At 63.3% G+C, this 15,100-nt stretch carries 12 protein-coding genes; 3 read left to right on the top strand and 9 right to left on the bottom strand.

Features of this window, described 5'->3' with window-relative positions; all coding sequences use genetic code 11:
* Window positions 1–4: 4 nt before the first annotated feature.
* Window positions 5–1,354, bottom strand: coding sequence for an adenylate/guanylate cyclase domain-containing protein (locus CO656_RS01375; protein ID WP_097524536.1), 1,350 nt, complete (start codon window positions 1,352–1,354; stop codon window positions 5–7).
* Window positions 1,355–1,766: 412 nt separating this feature from the next.
* Here CO656_RS01375 and CO656_RS01370 point away from each other — a divergent pair, with 412 nt between their 5' ends.
* Window positions 1,767–3,104: a nucleotide sugar dehydrogenase gene (locus tag CO656_RS01370; protein ID WP_179864675.1), complete on the top strand. Its 1,338-nt coding sequence runs from the start codon at window positions 1,767–1,769 to the stop codon at window positions 3,102–3,104.
* Here the strand turns inward: CO656_RS01370 and CO656_RS01365 are convergent.
* A complete protein-coding gene (locus CO656_RS01365; protein WP_097524534.1) occupies window positions 3,094–4,281 on the bottom strand; it encodes a DUF3095 domain-containing protein in 1,188 nt (395 codons plus the stop codon). The genes CO656_RS01370 and CO656_RS01365 overlap by 11 nt on opposite strands.
* Before the next feature lie 272 nt (window positions 4,282–4,553).
* On the opposite strand from CO656_RS01365, the gene CO656_RS01360 reads away from it, so the two are divergent.
* Window positions 4,554–5,384 (top strand): MBL fold metallo-hydrolase, encoded by an 831-nt coding sequence (locus CO656_RS01360; RefSeq protein WP_097524533.1) that lies wholly within the window; start codon window positions 4,554–4,556, stop codon window positions 5,382–5,384.
* Here the strand turns inward: CO656_RS01360 and CO656_RS01355 are convergent.
* The 4 genes from CO656_RS01355 to CO656_RS01340 all read right to left on the bottom strand — a co-directional run bounded on the left by CO656_RS01355 (window position 5,371) and on the right by CO656_RS01340 (window position 10,798).
* A complete protein-coding gene (locus CO656_RS01355; protein ID WP_097524532.1) occupies window positions 5,371–6,141 on the bottom strand; it encodes a polysaccharide deacetylase family protein in 771 nt (256 codons plus the stop codon). The genes CO656_RS01360 and CO656_RS01355 overlap by 14 nt on opposite strands.
* Complete coding sequence (locus CO656_RS01350) at window positions 6,138–7,235, bottom strand: glycosyltransferase family 4 protein (protein WP_097524531.1); 1,098 nt, start codon at window positions 7,233–7,235, stop codon at window positions 6,138–6,140. The genes CO656_RS01355 and CO656_RS01350 overlap by 4 nt, the downstream gene beginning before the upstream one ends.
* Window positions 7,236–7,309: 74 nt before the next feature.
* Window positions 7,310–9,415 (bottom strand): mechanosensitive ion channel family protein, encoded by a 2,106-nt coding sequence (locus CO656_RS01345; RefSeq protein WP_097524530.1) that lies wholly within the window; start codon window positions 9,413–9,415, stop codon window positions 7,310–7,312.
* Window positions 9,416–9,619: 204 nt separating this feature from the next.
* Window positions 9,620–10,798, bottom strand: a complete 1,179-nt coding sequence (locus CO656_RS01340; RefSeq protein WP_097524529.1) for a glycosyltransferase family 4 protein — start codon at window positions 10,796–10,798, stop codon at window positions 9,620–9,622.
* Window positions 10,799–11,115: 317 nt separating this feature from the next.
* Here CO656_RS01340 and CO656_RS01335 point away from each other — a divergent pair, with 317 nt between their 5' ends.
* A complete protein-coding gene (locus CO656_RS01335) occupies window positions 11,116–12,351 on the top strand; it encodes a hypothetical protein (protein WP_234819622.1) in 1,236 nt (411 codons plus the stop codon).
* A gap of 41 nt (window positions 12,352–12,392) precedes the next feature.
* Here the strand turns inward: CO656_RS01335 and CO656_RS01330 are convergent, their stop codons facing one another.
* The 3 genes from CO656_RS01330 to CO656_RS01320 form a co-directional block, all read right to left on the bottom strand.
* On the bottom strand, window positions 12,393–13,580 hold the full coding sequence (locus tag CO656_RS01330) for a DegT/DnrJ/EryC1/StrS aminotransferase family protein (protein ID WP_097524528.1): 1,188 nt from the start codon (window positions 13,578–13,580) through the stop codon (window positions 12,393–12,395).
* Window positions 13,581–13,674: 94 nt separating this feature from the next.
* Window positions 13,675–14,361, bottom strand: a complete 687-nt coding sequence (locus tag CO656_RS01325; RefSeq protein WP_097524527.1) for a PIG-L deacetylase family protein — start codon at window positions 14,359–14,361, stop codon at window positions 13,675–13,677.
* Between the two features lie 34 nt (window positions 14,362–14,395).
* Window positions 14,396–15,073 carry a sugar transferase gene (locus CO656_RS01320; protein WP_179864686.1) on the bottom strand — a complete coding sequence of 226 codons (678 nt, stop codon included), beginning with the start codon at window positions 15,071–15,073 and terminating at the stop codon, window positions 14,396–14,398.
* Between the last annotated feature and the right edge of the window lie 27 nt (window positions 15,074–15,100).

The following is a 15,100-nucleotide window of genomic DNA, read 5'->3' as shown; positions in this document are numbered from 1 at the left end:
TCCCTCATTGGAGCATCTTGTCGATCAGGCCGCGAGGCCCCGGCGGCCCGATCTTGTTGCGATAGAGCAGCATGACATGCTCCGCTTCGGAAAGTCCATCCTCCGTCTCGTCGAAGGCGCGTTCCTGTGCGATGGCAGCGAGGGCCGCGTCCTTGGGATAGAGAACCGTAAACTTCTGGCGCACGCCGCGCAGCCTCTCCTGCCCGAGGGTCAGCCAATCGCCGCCGCAATAATTGACGAAGGCTTCGCTGGCGACGACGTTGTGGCCGTATTTCTTCGTGAGATTCTGCAGCCGCTGCACCTCGTTTACCGCCGAGCCGAAAACCGAGAAAGTCAGCCGGTCCCGCAATCCGACATTGCCGAACATGACGTTGCCGACATGCAGGCCGACGCCGTAGCCGATCGGTTCGCGGCCCTGCCTCTTCCGTTCGGCATTGAGAGCGGCGAGCCGGGCGCGCGCCGTACCGACTGCGGCGAAGGCTTCGCGGCTCGCAAGCTCGGAAGGCTCCTTGTGCCGGCCGCAGGGATAGACGGCGATGAAGCCGTCGCCGACGAAGCTCAGGATCTGGCCGCCATGGCGGTTGAACGGCGTCGCGATCGCGTCGAAGAAACCGTTCAGCGTCTCGATATAGGCTTGCCGGCCTTCCCGCTCTGCAAGAACGGTTGAGTCGCGCATGTCGGCCATGACGAGGACCGCGCGAACCGTCTCGCCATCTCCCCGGCGCACCTGGCCGCTGAGGACCCGCCGGCCGGCATTGGCGCCGAGATAGGTGGTCAACATGTTGTCGGCGAGCTTGCCGAGCACCGCGACCTTGGCGGCGATGGCCAGATGGTTCTGCAGCCTCAGCAAGGCGGCGATGACGTCATCGCTGAAACCGCCGTGACGATCGGTCGTCCAGGAGCCGACCATGCCATGCTCGGAGACGGCGCCGAGCGGCTGCATGAAGGCGATATAGTCGGTCGCTCCCTGTTCCTTGAGCTCATCGAAGATCGGGAATTCCGACGGCTGTGCCGGATCGATCCGTCGCCGCACATGGTCGAGATTATTGCTGAGCAGGTAATAATAGGGGCTGCGGAGGAACCGATCGGGATTGAGCGCCAGTTCCTCATGGCGAAGGCCGCTGACCTCGACGCCGCGGCCGCGCCACCAGGTGAAGCCGAGCGCGTCATAGAGCGGGTGGAGCATCGAAAAGGAGAGGTGAACGCGCATGAGCGGCAGGCCGGCCGCTGCCAGCCGCTCGCAGAAGCCGCGCACGATCGTCTCCAGCGATTCGTCGCTGAGCGATGTCCGCATCAGCCAGTCCGCGACCTTGTCCAGGAGGATTTCGGAAACATTGTCGTTGATCGCACTCATTCCACGTCCTCATTTGTCGCGATGGCGGATGTCGACAACGCTCCCGCGGCACCTGGCGAACTACATCGCCTGCCCGGCAGCACTGGCTGTGGCACCCGTCACTAAAGAAAGGCTCCGGCCGCATCTGACGGCGGCGGCGGCGCGCAGCGATCGGATCGCCACGATTTCGCCTTGCAGATATTCACCGCCGGCCCCGATTTCCAGAGACGTTCGCAATTTTAATCGTGGGAGAATGCTACACGGAACAGGCCCTCCGATTACACCCTGCAATTGCCGGGGTTGCCGATTGGACGCCGCTCCACGATGCTGCCCGCGCTTGACTTCGCGCCGCTTTGTCGCCAACAAAACCGGACCAGCTCGCGCGGCCGCCACGTCGAAAGAGCGGCGCGTCCGCCAACACTTGGAAATGATCTTGACCTCCTCTCATCACGACAGGCTGCTCGAATCGATCGGCGCGCGCACCGCCAAGATCGGCGTCATCGGCCTCGGCTATGTAGGCCTGCCGCTTGCCATCGCGGTTGCCCGCTCGGGTTTTCCGGTCACCGGCTTCGACATCGACCCGGCAAAGATCGTCGCGCTCGACGGCGGCCGCTCCTATATCGAGGCCGTCCCGGACGATGCGCTGAACCGGGAGGCCGCCGCCGGACGGTTTCGCTCGACGACCGACTTCGGCGAGCTCGGCAGCTGCGACGTCATCGTCATCTGCGTGCCGACGCCGCTCACCAAGCACCGGGACCCAGACCTCTCCTTCGTGGAGAACACATCGCGGTCGATCGCGGCCTGCCTGCGGCGGGGCCAACTCGTCGTTCTCGAGTCGACCACCTATCCCGGTACGACGGACGGGATCGTCCGTTCGATCCTGGAAGAGACCGGCCTGAACTCGGGGGTGGATTTCTTCCTGGGCTTCTCGCCGGAGCGCGAGGATCCCGGCAACCGGAAATTCGAGACGGCGAGCATCCCCAAGGTCGTGGCCGGAGACGGACCGCTCGCGGCAGCGCTGATGGAACGCTTCTACGCGGCCGTGGTCGAGACCGTCGTGCCCGTTTCGTCCAATGCGACGGCCGAGGCGGTGAAGCTCACGGAAAACATCTTCCGGGCGGTGAATATCGCCCTCGTCAACGAGCTCAAGGTCGTCTACGAGGCGATGGGCATCGACATCTGGGAGGTCATCGAGGCGGCGAAGACCAAGCCCTTCGGCTACATGCCGTTCTATCCCGGCCCGGGGCTTGGCGGCCATTGCATTCCGATCGACCCCTTTTACCTCACGTGGAAATCTCGCGAATACGAACTGCCGACCCGCTTCATCGAATTGGCCGGGGAGATCAACTCTGCCATGCCGCGCCACGTGGTGACGCGGCTCGCCGAGGCGCTCGACCGGAGACAGGGCAAGGCGCTCAGCCGCGCGAGCGTGCTGATCATCGGGCTCGCCTACAAGAAGAACGTGCCGGACATTCGCGAAAGCCCGTCGCTGCGGCTGATCGAGCTCATCGAGGAACGCGGCGGGAAGGCGGCCTTTTACGATCCGCATGTCGAGGAAATTCCGCCGACCCGCGAGCACATCGCACTCAAGGGCCGGCGGTCGATCGTCTTCGACGAAAACACCGTGCGCAGTTTCGATGCCGTGCTCGTCGCCACCGACCATGACGCTGTCGACTACCCCGCACTTCGCGACTGGGCGCCGTTGATCATCGATACGCGCAATATCTTCGTCCGCCGCGGCCTCGCAGGCGATCACATCGTCAAGGCGTGATCGCGCGCGCTTGCCGACCGTCTTCGGCAAGCGTTGCCTTGAGGTTCGTTGCCGCCATGGCATAGCCGCCAGCCGCTCCATCGATGAAGTGCATGTGGTCGCGGCTCATCGGAGACGGCACGATGCAGGTCATTAGGGCGGAATCCTGCCGATGCAGCCCATAGCGGCAAACGCCCGCTTCGGCGCCTCGCTTCAACCGCTCCTCGATCCGGTTCAGGCGATCGGCGCCGACATCGATCGTCATCTTCAAGCCGTCGTCGAATTTGCGGAAGTCGGAATTATTGGCAAGGTCGTGCTTGTACTGGGTGACATCGAACCTGCCGATATTGAGGCCGAGCCTGAAGCAGACGAACAGCAGGGCGCTCTGCAGCGCGATCCATGGCCAGGCCAGGAGGCGCTTGCCCGGTGAGGCGATGGCGCGCGATTCCATGGCGATCCCACGCATCGAAAGGCGAGGCTCGGGACCGCCCTCCGGAACCGGATGGCCGCCGCGCTCCTCGCTCTCGGCGAGCGCCACGACCTCGGCGATCAGCGCCTGAAATTCCGGGCCGTTGCCACGCGCGCCGGGGACCGCGATGATCGACACGATGGCGCCATGATGAGAGACGATCGGATTCCAGCGGCAGGAAAGCCCGCTCAAGTCCGGCCTCGTCCCCGGCGCCGCAGCGTCGATCTGGTAGCGCCCCGCCTTCATCTCCGCTTCCGCCCAGCTTGCGCCGCCGCCCGAGAACATCGCGTAGGAAACCTCTTCGCTCGCCTTGAAGCGGGCGACGCGCATATCGAGACCCTTGGCGCGAATGTCGCCGACCGGAACGAGGGCGGCGCGCAGTTCAAGGCCGAGCTCTTCGGCCACCCAGGTCTTGGCCGCGGCGAGAGCCGTGCGCGCCTTTGCCGACAGGGCGGCGGGTATGGCGGCGAGCGCCCCATCGCCGCCGAAGACGAAAGGCAGGTCCCTTTCCTCAAGCGCGTTCATCAGGGCCGAGATCACGCTGGCGCCCGCCATATTGACGCTCTTGTAGCGTCCCTCGGCGATCGCGCCGGTCGAATTGACGATGTCGGCTACGGCCAGCGACCAGCCCTCCGGCAGGGGCCGGTAATTCGCCTCGTCGGCCACGCCTTCGAACGCTTCGAAAAGCGGCAGGCTCTGGTAGAATTGCATTTCGGCTGGCTCTGCCATCGATGCTGAACCCTTTGGCCAGGGTGGAATTTGGCCGCCACCAATTTTCAGAGTGGGAGCGGAACGCCTCAGTCCTGAATCGCCCCATACAACTTTTAAATCACGTTGGGGCCGACGGTAAGGCTTTCAATTCAGGACCGGCACAGAAATCGTCGACAAGCATTCCGTGGCCGCGAGTGCCAATGGCATTGCAGGACCCTCATGATTTGTGCTTGTCTAGTCAGCGCGCCGGGGCAAAGTGCCCGAGGCGGGCAGGATGAAACCGAAACGGAATGCGGGACGACACCTTTCGAGTGAAGTTTTGGGGCGTCAGAGGCAGTTTGCCGGTGTCCGGCGAGCAGTTCCTGCGCTATGGAGGCAACACGCCCTGCATCGAAGTCCGTTGCGGCGCCGAGGTGCTGATCTTCGATGCCGGCTCGGGACTGCGCGAGGCTGGCCTGTCGCTGATGTCCGAGGGCGTCTCGGAGTTCGACGTCTTCTTCACCCACACCCACTACGACCACATCATCGGGCTGCCCTATTTCAAGCCGATCTACCGCTGCAGCTCGGCGGTGCGTTTCTGGTCCGGCCATCTGCACGGCACGATGTCGACGGCCGAGATGATCAACGACTTCATGCGGCCCCCATGGTTTCCGGTCGGCCCGGGCATCTGTCAGGCAAGCCTCGACACGGTCGATTTCCGTCCGGGCGACACGCTTTCGCCGCGCAAGGATGTTTCGATCCGCACGATGAGCCTCGTCCATCCGGGCGGCTGCGTCGGCTACAGGGTCGACTGGGGCGGCCGCGCCGTCGCGCTCATCTATGACACCGAGCACGAGCCGGGCATACTCGATCCCACCCTCCTCGATTTCATCGCCGACGCTGATCTGCTGGTTTACGACTGCACTTATCTCGAGTCGGAGATGGCGGCCTATCGCGGCTACGGCCACTCGACCGGGATACACGGCTCGCGCCTGGCGATGGCCGCTGGCATTCCGCGGCTTGCCATGTTCCACCACGACCCGTCGCGCACCGACGCGGCGCTTGCAGCGATCGAACAGGAAGTCCAGGCATTCTTCGCGGGCGCCTTCGCGGCCCGCGACCACCAGGTCATCGACCTATGAGATCCGACACCTTCCGCCAGCGACTGGCCGGATGGGTGACGGTAACCTCGAACAGCTTCGACAGAAACGCCCAGACATTCTCGTCATGGACAAGGTGATGCGTCAGAATACCGACTGAGCCGCCGCCGTTCACCACCTGCTCCAGTCTCGCGAGAATGTCTCGAACGATCTGCGCATGATCGCGGCAGCCGCGCGTTCCGCGCCAGTCGATGACATCCACATGCGTGTTGATGATCTGGAGGCCGGGCCGCAGGAGAGCGGTGGCCTTGCCGCTCCTCTCCGAACCGAAGACCGACAGCGCCCTGAAGCCGCTTGCGCCGAGCCCGGCGACGATTTCCGCATCGATCCGGTTCCATGGCGGGACGAGCAGCGGCACGAAGGAAGCGGGAAAGAGGGTTTTGAGACGGGCATATCCGGCCCGCAATTCGTCGGAGACCGTTCCGCCCTGTCGGTGGCTCCCTAGTTCCTGGCGCTTCTCTCCTGCGGGCGCATGGTTCTCGTGCGACCAGCCATGAACCGCGACGCCGATGTCTCTGCGGCCGGCGAGGCAGCGCTCGAGACGCGCGTCGGTATGTGCAGGAATCACCGCCAGGGTCAGCGGCACCGAAAACCGGTCCGTCAGGTCCAGCAGTCGGTGAAGCGCCGCCGTCGGTTCGACCGCATCGTCGTCGCGCAACCAGAAATCCGCGCTCTCGCCGGCTTCCTGCATCTGGTCGAGCCTGTCGATCAGCGCCTGCCAGATGGCCTCACTCTTCATCCTGCCCTCCTGACGAACGTGCCGAAAATAGTGTCCAGACGCCGAGCGGCGGCAGTGAGCGAGCGCTCTTCGAGCACGAAACGGCGCGCCCGATTGCCGAACTCGGCGCGCATGGCAGCGTCGCCCAGCAAGACCCGGATCGCTTCGGCGATGCTGGCGATGTCGCCCGCCGCGGTGAGCAGCCCGGTGTCCCCGTTTCTGACGACCTCGGGGACGCCGGCGGTCGCCTGCGCCACAACCGGCAGGCCGGCCGCCTGCGCCTCCAGATAGGAAAGACCGTAGGCCTCGCCGCATCCGGGCCAGACATAAAGATCGCTTGCGAAGAGCAGCTCCGCAACCGCTTCGGGTGCATTTTCGCCGGCCCAGGCGAGCCGCTCTTCCGGCACACCTGCAAAGGCCTGCTGCACCTCCGGGCGCGTCGGGCCGTCGCCGACGACGGTCAGCGTCCAGGGAATGTCGACGATCATTTCGAGTGCGGCCGCGAGCATCCGGTAGCTGTCCAGCTTGTCGCCGGGCCGCATCATGGCGACCGCGATCAGTCGGGCCGCATCCGGTTTTTTCCGCGGCGTTCCCTCAAATTGGGTCGTGTCGATGAACGGAGGCAGCATGGCATATCGCCCCTCCGGTATCGCCTCATCGAGCCCCTTGCGGTCGCGCTCGGTAAAGCAGATGTTCACCGCCGCCTGCCTTGCGCCGGCTGCGATTGCCTCCTGGGCGAGCTTCCACGCCCCCTCGTTGCGACGCGACGAATAGGAGCTTTCGGCCGTCACATAGGGAACGGAAAACTCAGCGGTCAGCGGAGGACCGATCAGGTCGGCGGCCTTGTAATAGGGATGGTAGCAGAACCATGCGTCCGGCGGACCCTCGCTCGCCCACCTCCGGCGAAGCCGGGCGATTTCCGCGTCCGCTTGCTTGCTGAGATCCAGATAGGCCGCGTCAGACGCTTCGCGCGAAAAGGCACGCAGTCGCGACGAGATATCGACCTCATGTCCGCATAGCCCAAGCGCCTCGACCAGCATGCGCGCCATCTGCCTGTCGCCAGAGGGGACGGGATGATCCGGGGACTTCAGCGGCGCGTAGAAGGCAATCCTCATGCGCCGCGAGCTATCCCGCCTTCTCCTCCTGATGTCAACACGGACCGCCAGGCCGCGGCGCCCCCTGCCCCGATCTACTCGGCCGCGGCCTCCCCTCCTTGCTGCGCGGCCAGAGCCGCCTTTTTCTTCTCTATCGCATCCCGGGTCGCCGCCGCGGCGGCGGTCGCTTGCCCCTCATCACCGGCGACCTGAACGGTCGGCGAGGCAAAATTGATTCCGTTGGCGTCAAACGCCTCCTTGATCATCGCCTGAGCCCGGCGCCTGATCTGGGTCTGGTGACCTGGCTTGGTCGTCATGGCGAAGCTCAGGGTGATGCCGTAGTCGCCAAACTGCTCAACGCCTTTCATCTTGACGGTCTCGATGATCAGCGGCCCGAGTTCCTCATCCTCGAGGAGCGCAGCACCGATGCCCTTCACGACCTTCTTCACCTTGGCCACGTCGGCATCGTAGGAGACATTGATCATGAACTTGTCGATGACCCAGTCGCGGCTCATGTTCTGGACCGCGCCGAGCGAGCCGAAAGGCACGGTGAACACGGGCCCCCGGTGATGGCGCAGCTTGACGGAACGGATGCTGAAGGATTCGACCGTTCCCATATAGCTGCCGCTCTGGATGTATTCACCGACCCGGAAGGCGTCGTCCATCATGTAGAAGATGCCGCTGATGATATCCTTGACGAGCGTCTGCGAGCCGAAGCCGATCGCGACGCCGAAGACGCCGGCGCCGGCGATCAGCGGCCCGATTTCGACGCCGAGACCGGAGAGCACCATCATGCCGGCGACGACGGCGATGAAGGCTGCGAGAAAATTGCGCAGGATCGGCAGCAGCGTGCGCAGCCGCATGCCGCGAGCTAGCTGAACCGGGTCGGCGACGTCAACGCTTGCCCGCTTGACGTGTAGATTGATGAACTCCTTCGTCAGTTGCCAGATCAGATCCGCGGCGAGCAGAATGACGATGCCGGAAAGCACGCCCCGGAAGATGCGGTTGAAGACGTCGTCCTGCATCATCTCGCTGCCGTTGAAGCGGAAGACGATGGCGAGCCAGGCGGCCGCGAGCGCGATGATGGCGAACCGCGCTCCGCGGTCGATCAGCACATTGCGCATTACCCGGACATTATCGGCCGCCTCTGCGTCCAGCATCGTCCGCGTCGCGGCACTGACGAAACGCAGCAGCGGCGGCAGGCCGAGGAGATAGACCCCGAGCCAGAACAGCACCTTCATGCCGGCAACCCAGACGACCCACAGCAGGATGAGGAAGGCAACGAGCAGCGCGTTGCGCAGGATGCGCCGGCCGCCCGTCAGTTCCTGAGCCGGCCGGCGGAGCACCGTGTCGATGCCGATGCCGAGCACGACGAGGCCGAGGCCGGCGCCGGTGAGGTCCCGGACGTCGGGGAGGAACGAAAGGGCCTGCATCATGTCCATGACGGCCCACAGGACAGCGACCGCACAGACCATGACGACGAAGCGCTTGTGCCAGAACCTTGTCACGTCGGCGGCGGGCGACACGCCTGCCTCCTCCGCATTCTCATCTGCCGGCTTCGCCAAGGCCGCAGCGACAGTGATCAGCAGGCGCGCGACGATCAAGGCAATCAGGAGCGGTGCGACCGCCGCCTCCAGCCGGCTCGGCCAGTCGGCAAGGACGAAGGCGGCGATCGCCGAAACTGCAAAGACGACGAGCGGCGCGATGCGAACAAAGGCCGCAAGGCCTGGCCCAGACTGTCCTGCGCTTCGACTTGCACTCCGCCGCAGCAAGTAGCGGAGAAGAAACTCGGCACCGTAGCCGACGAGAAGCACGAAGCCGAAGCCGCGCAGGATCGGCATCGTTCCTTGGTGCATATCTGCCGTTATGCGCTGTCTTGCCGCCATCCACTCGGGAACCAGCCGCGGGGCCGCTTCACGCATGCCGCCGAGGTGCCTTCTGATTTGCGCGACCCATCGCGAGGCAACGCCGCTCGGCGGCGCGGCGGCCGCAGGCGGAGGCGTGATCTGCCTGGCAGAAAGCCATTGCCGCACCTCGGGATCGTCCAGCAGTTCGATCAATTGCTGGACCTTGGCCGGCGGCGCCTTCGCCGCGGCCTCCTGCGCAGCCAGAGGAGAGCGGGAACCCAAACCCAGTTGAAGAACGAAGACGAACAGGGCCAGGACTGCACTTTGCCCAACAAGCCTAAACATCGAACTCATGCAAGCGCCCCCTCATAGCGCGGGACAATCGCGCGAGATGAATTGTATCAAATATTTACGCATACGGCAGGTCAGAAAGCCCGAGGCGCTCAGACAGGCAGTGCAACGGCGCGAGGTCGAAAGATGCTCGGGATCGCTTCGGCCATAGCGCGAACCGGCCTGCCCGGTGATCTTGCCGTAGGTGCGGGCCGACCAAAGCGCAGATTAGCCGGCACTATCAGAGGTCTGCAAAGGCGTCTTCGAGGACTGCGTCAACACGCGCGCGGCCAGCATGTCCCAATCGGCAAGGATCTGCTCAGGCATGTATCTTTGGGCGCTGGCCGCAGCCCTTGCCCCCAGTCGTTCCCTGAGGTTACGATCGGAAAGCATCCTGTCGAGGGCTTTAGCAAGGGCTTCGACATCCTCCTTCGGCACAAGTATGCCGTCGCTCTCATGCGTGATCATAACCCGTGGACCCCATTCGCATTCGAAGGAGACAACGGGCAGGCCGGCAGCCATGGCTTCCAGCAGGACAATTCCCCATCCCTCGTAACGGGAGGAGAGGACAAACGCATCCGCGGTTTCAATCCAAAGGCCCGGCCGTTCGGTGACCCCGGGCATGTCCACCCGCTTCTGCAGACCGAGGGTCTCGCGCAGGGTCTCCAAGCTACGCCGTTCATCGCCCTCACCCCAAATGACCAACCGCCATGCGGGGTGAGCGCCAGCAATCCTTGCGAAGGCTTCGAGCAAGAGGTCGAAGCCTTTCTGGGGCGTCAACCGGCCGACCGCAGTCAGGATGTTCTTGCCGCGCCTGTTCCGCCAATCCCGCGGCAAGTCGACCGGATTGGCGATGACCCAGCCCTTTTTGCGAATGCTCGGCGGAAAGTAATCCAGCGCCCCTTGGGTCATCGTCACCAGACCGAATGCTCGAGGGTATAGGCTTGCCTGAAGCCGCCTCCAAAACAGACCGAAGGGCTGTGAAGCCGGGTTGTTGCGCTCGGAGACGACGACCGGAACCGCGGAGCCGATCGTCGCCAGCAGCGTCAAGACATTCGTTCGCGTTAGAAAGCTTAGAACAAAATCCGGGCGAGTTCGCCGAATGGCAGACCGCAAGCGTCCCAATCGCTGCAGCACCAGGAGGGACGACCGCAGCTTCGAGGCTTTGCGGGGCGGTACGCCCAGGCGGACGATCTCGATCGTGGGATCGAAATCGTAATAGGGCTGCGCATCCGGACGCTCGAGGGTGATGAGCGTCACTGCGCAGCCGGTGCTGTTCCAGTGGTTGGCAACGAGATTGACGATGTGCTCGGTACCGCCCGCGCCGAGCGCCGGAACGACGATCGTTATCCTTGCCCCGGCGATCTGCGGCGATGCGAGCGCTCGAGAATCTGAACGTTTGTCCATCCAGAATTGCCCTCCCCATGCCGAGGTTTCTACTGGCCGCGTCACTAAACACATGGTAGAAATTACGGTAACAAGACTTTGCAATATAGACGCACTTGTATTTCTCAACAGTACGTAAAACGCATTCCTTGGGGCACAACAAGTTTCGTTCCCTCATAGAGCAACTGTGAATTGCAGAAGGGACGCTAACACTAACCGCTTCGTCTAGCTTTTTAAAGCCGCAGGCATCCGGCCGTAGTCGGGCCGCGGTCGACACCAGCCGAATCGCAATGGGAACGCGATCTCGCCTGATCGTTGCGAAGAGGCGGGAGGGGCAGTTGAAAAACCTGATCGCACTCCTGGTTTCGGTGATCCTGGCGTTCGGAGCCGGGGAGGCGATGCTCCGGTTGCTTACGCCGTTTCCGATCGGCACGCAGTCGCATCGCCATATCGACCCCAAGTACGGCTATCGCCTCGATACCACTCTTGGCGACGTCGACGAGGAAGGCTTCCGAAATCTGACTGGCGCGCATCACGGCTTTCAAGTCGCGGCGATCGGCGACTCGATGACATACGGCAACAACGTCGAAAGCGCCCATTCTTGGCCGGCGGTCTTTGAGGCAATCACGGGCGAACGCACCTACAACTTCGGAATTGGCAGCTACGGCATCTACACCTATCACGCGATCGTCGTCGATGCGCTGGCTGCCGGTGCAAAAGGCGCGATCGTCGCCGTTTACCCTGCCAACGACTTCGCGATCGTATTTTCCGCATGCGATATCCTGGACGCGCGATCCGACTTCTGGCTTGCAGAACAGAAGCGACTTCAGCTGCAAGCCTTCATCGGTCAGTCCGGAGGTCATTCGCAATGCACCAAGGCGCGGTCGGCAAGCCTCAAGACGAAGCTCTTCGAGAATGTCGCCATCTTGAGCGCCTATCACTACGCGATCAGGGATCGGGCGAAGAGCTTGTATGCTCGCTTCTTCGCAACCAGCGATCAGGAACTATCTGAATATTATCGGTTTCCGGACGGATGTCCGCCAGTGTCGAAGCGCTATGTCGACGAAGCTGGTCGAATGGCCGATCCGACCTCGCCCGAGGTCGCTGCAATGCTGGCGGATTTTGAGCGCTTTGCGGCCGATTGGGCTGACAGAGGGCGGGGCCGGATCGGACTTTTGGTGCTTCCGACAAAAGAGCGGGTGATCTACGAACATCTGCGCCGCCGTGGCCAGCTCGCAACCGCCGAACCTGGCTTTGTTGCCAGCGTTGAAACGCAGATCGCGCTCGAGGAAGAAATCCGGCAGATCGCCGACCGGCTCGACTTGCCGCATCGCAGCGCCGTTGCCGCAACTGCCGACGCTTTGCAGGCAGCTATCCTGACCGGGCAGCGTTTTTATCCGGACAGCGACGGCCATCCGTTCGAGTCCGGTTATGAAGCTTTTGCAAGAACCGCATCGTCGTTGTGGGAGGAAATGAAGGCGGCGGCTTCCGAGACACCCGGCATTGGCTGCGAGGGCAGCTGCCCGAGCACGATGCTGCAAAAAGAAGGAGCCGGCGTGGATCAACATCGGTAGCGAGGGCTTGCTGCCTGTTTGTTCAGTTCGCTCTTGCGGAACTATGACCTCTGACGGCGCGCCTCTGCCGTTGAACTGGCGCTTGCCATGACTTCGCGGAGAACCTGTGCCGCCCTCCCGACGGCAGCCGTGTCTAGAGCGGGATCGACCAGGAATGCGAGGCTCGTCTCTCCGAGCTGCCGCGCGTTCGGCAACCGCTCAACCGGACCCATGTTCATCTCCACGAATGCCTTCTCGAGGTAGATCTCCGGGCAACTGCCGCTGAAGCAGGCGACCCCGGCACTGTTAACTTCCGCGACGATTCGGTCTCTGCTCCATCCCGGCAACAGTAGCTTCGGCTTCAAGAAGGTGTAGAACCTATACCAAGCATGCCGGACGCCTCGGGGAGGAAGGGGTGTACGCAGAGCGTCTATCCCGGCGGCCGCCCTGGCGAGAATGGCGGCATTCTGCGCCCTGATGCTGTGCCATTGCTCGAGGCGCCGCAACTGCCGCGACCCCAACACCGCCTGGAAGGAAGTCATGCGCCAGTTCGTCCCGATCGACTCGTGCAGCCAGCGGAACCCCGGCGGGTGCTCTCTGTTGTAGACGGCATCGAAAGACTTGCCGTGGTCCTTGCGGCTCCACGCCTTCTTCCACAGCTCCTCATTGTTCATCGCCACGAGGCCGCCTTCGCCTCCGGTGGTGATGATCTTGTCCTGGCAGAAAGAGAAGACGGCAATGTCGGCGAAGCTGCCGACCGGGCGACCGTCGATTTCGGCGCCATGCGCCTGGGCGCAGTCCTCGATGACCCACAGTCCGTTTTCGCGGGCAAATTCCATGATCGCCGGCATGTCACAGGGCCAGCCGGCAAGGTGGACGGCGATAATGCCCTTGGTTTTCGGTGTCAGTTGCTCCCTGATGCTTTCTACGGTGATGTTCTGGCTGTCGCGGTCGACATCGGCAAAAACCGCGACCCCGCCCGCCATCGGCACCGAAGAGGCCGAGGCGATGAAGCTGCGTGGCGTAACGATCACTTCGTCGCCGGGCTGAAGTCCGAGCGCAAAGAGCGCCAGGTCCAGCGCCACGGTTCCGTTCGCCAGAGCCACCGCGTGCTTCACGCCAAGAAAGCGCTCATAAAGCGCCTCGAAGTTGCGGACATGCGGTCCCGTCCAGGCATTCACCTCGCCCGATCGAAGCACCGAGACGACATCCTCGATCTGCTCCTCGTCGTAGATTGGCCAACGCCCCATGTTTCCCTCCCGCTCGTATTCATCCGCCTCCGGCCATGGCCGAAACAGTGTATCGAAAATCCAACGGACACTGCCGCGGTCGGTGGTCTCCGCTTCAAACGACGTGCCGAACCAGGACGAAGGCCTCGGCCGCAGCACACATCACGGTTGCCCCACGCAAGGTGGCGAGGGCCCGTAGGGCCGCTATGGAACGCTCGTGCGGTGGTTCGCGCAGCTGCGATGCAAAGAGCTGCATTGCCTCAACCTTCGCCTCGAGATGCTCGCTGATGTCGACAAAAAAATTCGGCAGAAATCCCGGGGACAAGTATGGGGCATTCCAGTTCGTTTCCGAAAGCGTTTCGTAGGCGAGGATCAGTTTCGGAAACCCCGCCTGGTGCGGCCGACAGGCCACCAGGGCCGAGGTGAATGTCAGCTGATGGTCCATATGCATGTCGCCCGCGAAGGGAACGAGCACTGTTTGCGGGCGTAGACGAAGAACAAGGTCGAGCAGCGCACCGTTGACGGAAGCATGTGCGGTTTCGGCAAGCTGTGCAGCAGGCAAACGCAGCCAAAGGGTTTCCCGCACGCCCAAGACCCGGTGCGCCTCCATCGCCTCGGCCTGCGTCCTGGCGATCGTTGCGGCGTCGAAAGTCGGCGGCTTTCCCTCGGTTACGATGGCGACGAAGACCTCCTCGCCCCGCGATGCCAGCTTCGCGATGGTCCCGCCGGCGCCCAGCACCTCATCGTCGGGATGCGGAGCAACGACCAATGTGCGGCCGAAAGAGAAATGCGAACCGTTCATGGAACCTCCGCGAGCCCCTGCCGCCATCGCATCGCTATCCGTGGCTGCGGCCCGCACGAATGACGCGCAGAAAATCCTTGGCGACTTTCAAATGCATTTCATCGACACGCTCGCCCAAGACGATCGTCTTCAGTGTCAACAGGAGAATTCGCCCATCAAGCCAAAGACTGGCGTGCGCGACATACCAGAGGTCAAGCGCGATCTTCTCCTCGTCCGACAGCAACGTATTGCCATTCACCTGCGCCCAGCCAGTCATGCCGGGAGTGACCAGTGAGCGCAGGCGGCCGAGATCGCCGAAGCTTGCGACCGTGGCCAACGGAAGCGGGCGGGGGCCCACGATCGACATGTCGCCTGCCAACACCGCAAGGAGTTGCGGGAGCTCGTCGCAGCGGAGCCTGCGCAGCAGCGAAGTCGCAGCCGTCTGTCGTATGTCGTCCGGCAACAATGTGCCGTCCGGTCCGCGCGCGTTCGTCATCGTCCGAAACTTGGTCACCGTGATGGCACGCATGCCCGCACCGGCGCGCGTCTGGGTGAAGAGCAACGGCAAACCGAGGCTCGCCCAAACCACCATCGCCGTTACCGCCATCAGCGGCAGGCAGAGGATGACGAGCAAGCCGCCAAGAGCGCACTCAGCTATTCGCTTGAGACGGTATGATCCCGACGGGGCGGGCAGAGCAAAAGGGAAAACTGCCTGCTCTCGACTGGGCTTCACTTCGATGTCCCCTGGCGCGTGGAGCAC

The sequence above is a fragment of the Sinorhizobium sp. FG01 genome (assembly GCF_002531875.1).
GTDB lineage: Bacteria > Pseudomonadota > Alphaproteobacteria > Rhizobiales > Rhizobiaceae > Sinorhizobium > Sinorhizobium fredii_C.
Note: the sequence above shows the minus strand (reverse complement) of the source record. Positions and strands in the feature narration are given on the sequence as shown.

Bases quoted from the DNA above. Each gene is read 5' to 3' on its own strand.
- CO656_RS01325 (WP_097524527.1), bottom strand. From the start codon at position 14,361: ATGAACGGTTCGCATTTCTCTTTCGGCCGCACATTGGTCGTTGCTCCG.
- CO656_RS01360 (WP_097524533.1), top strand. From the start codon at position 4,554: ATGCGGGACGACACCTTTCGAGTGAAGTTTTGGGGCGTCAGAGGCAGT.
- CO656_RS01365 (WP_097524534.1), bottom strand. From the start codon at position 4,281: ATGGCAGAGCCAGCCGAAATGCAATTCTACCAGAGCCTGCCGCTTTTC.
- CO656_RS01355 (WP_097524532.1), bottom strand. From the start codon at position 6,141: ATGAAGAGTGAGGCCATCTGGCAGGCGCTGATCGACAGGCTCGACCAG.
- CO656_RS01345 (WP_097524530.1), bottom strand. From the start codon at position 9,415: ATGAGTTCGATGTTTAGGCTTGTTGGGCAAAGTGCAGTCCTGGCCCTG.
- CO656_RS01330 (WP_097524528.1), bottom strand. From the start codon at position 13,580: ATGGGGCGTTGGCCAATCTACGACGAGGAGCAGATCGAGGATGTCGTC.
- CO656_RS01340 (WP_097524529.1), bottom strand. From the start codon at position 10,798: ATGGACAAACGTTCAGATTCTCGAGCGCTCGCATCGCCGCAGATCGCC.
- CO656_RS01350 (WP_097524531.1), bottom strand. From the start codon at position 7,235: ATGAGGATTGCCTTCTACGCGCCGCTGAAGTCCCCGGATCATCCCGTC.
- CO656_RS01375 (WP_097524536.1), bottom strand. From the start codon at position 1,354: ATGAGTGCGATCAACGACAATGTTTCCGAAATCCTCCTGGACAAGGTC.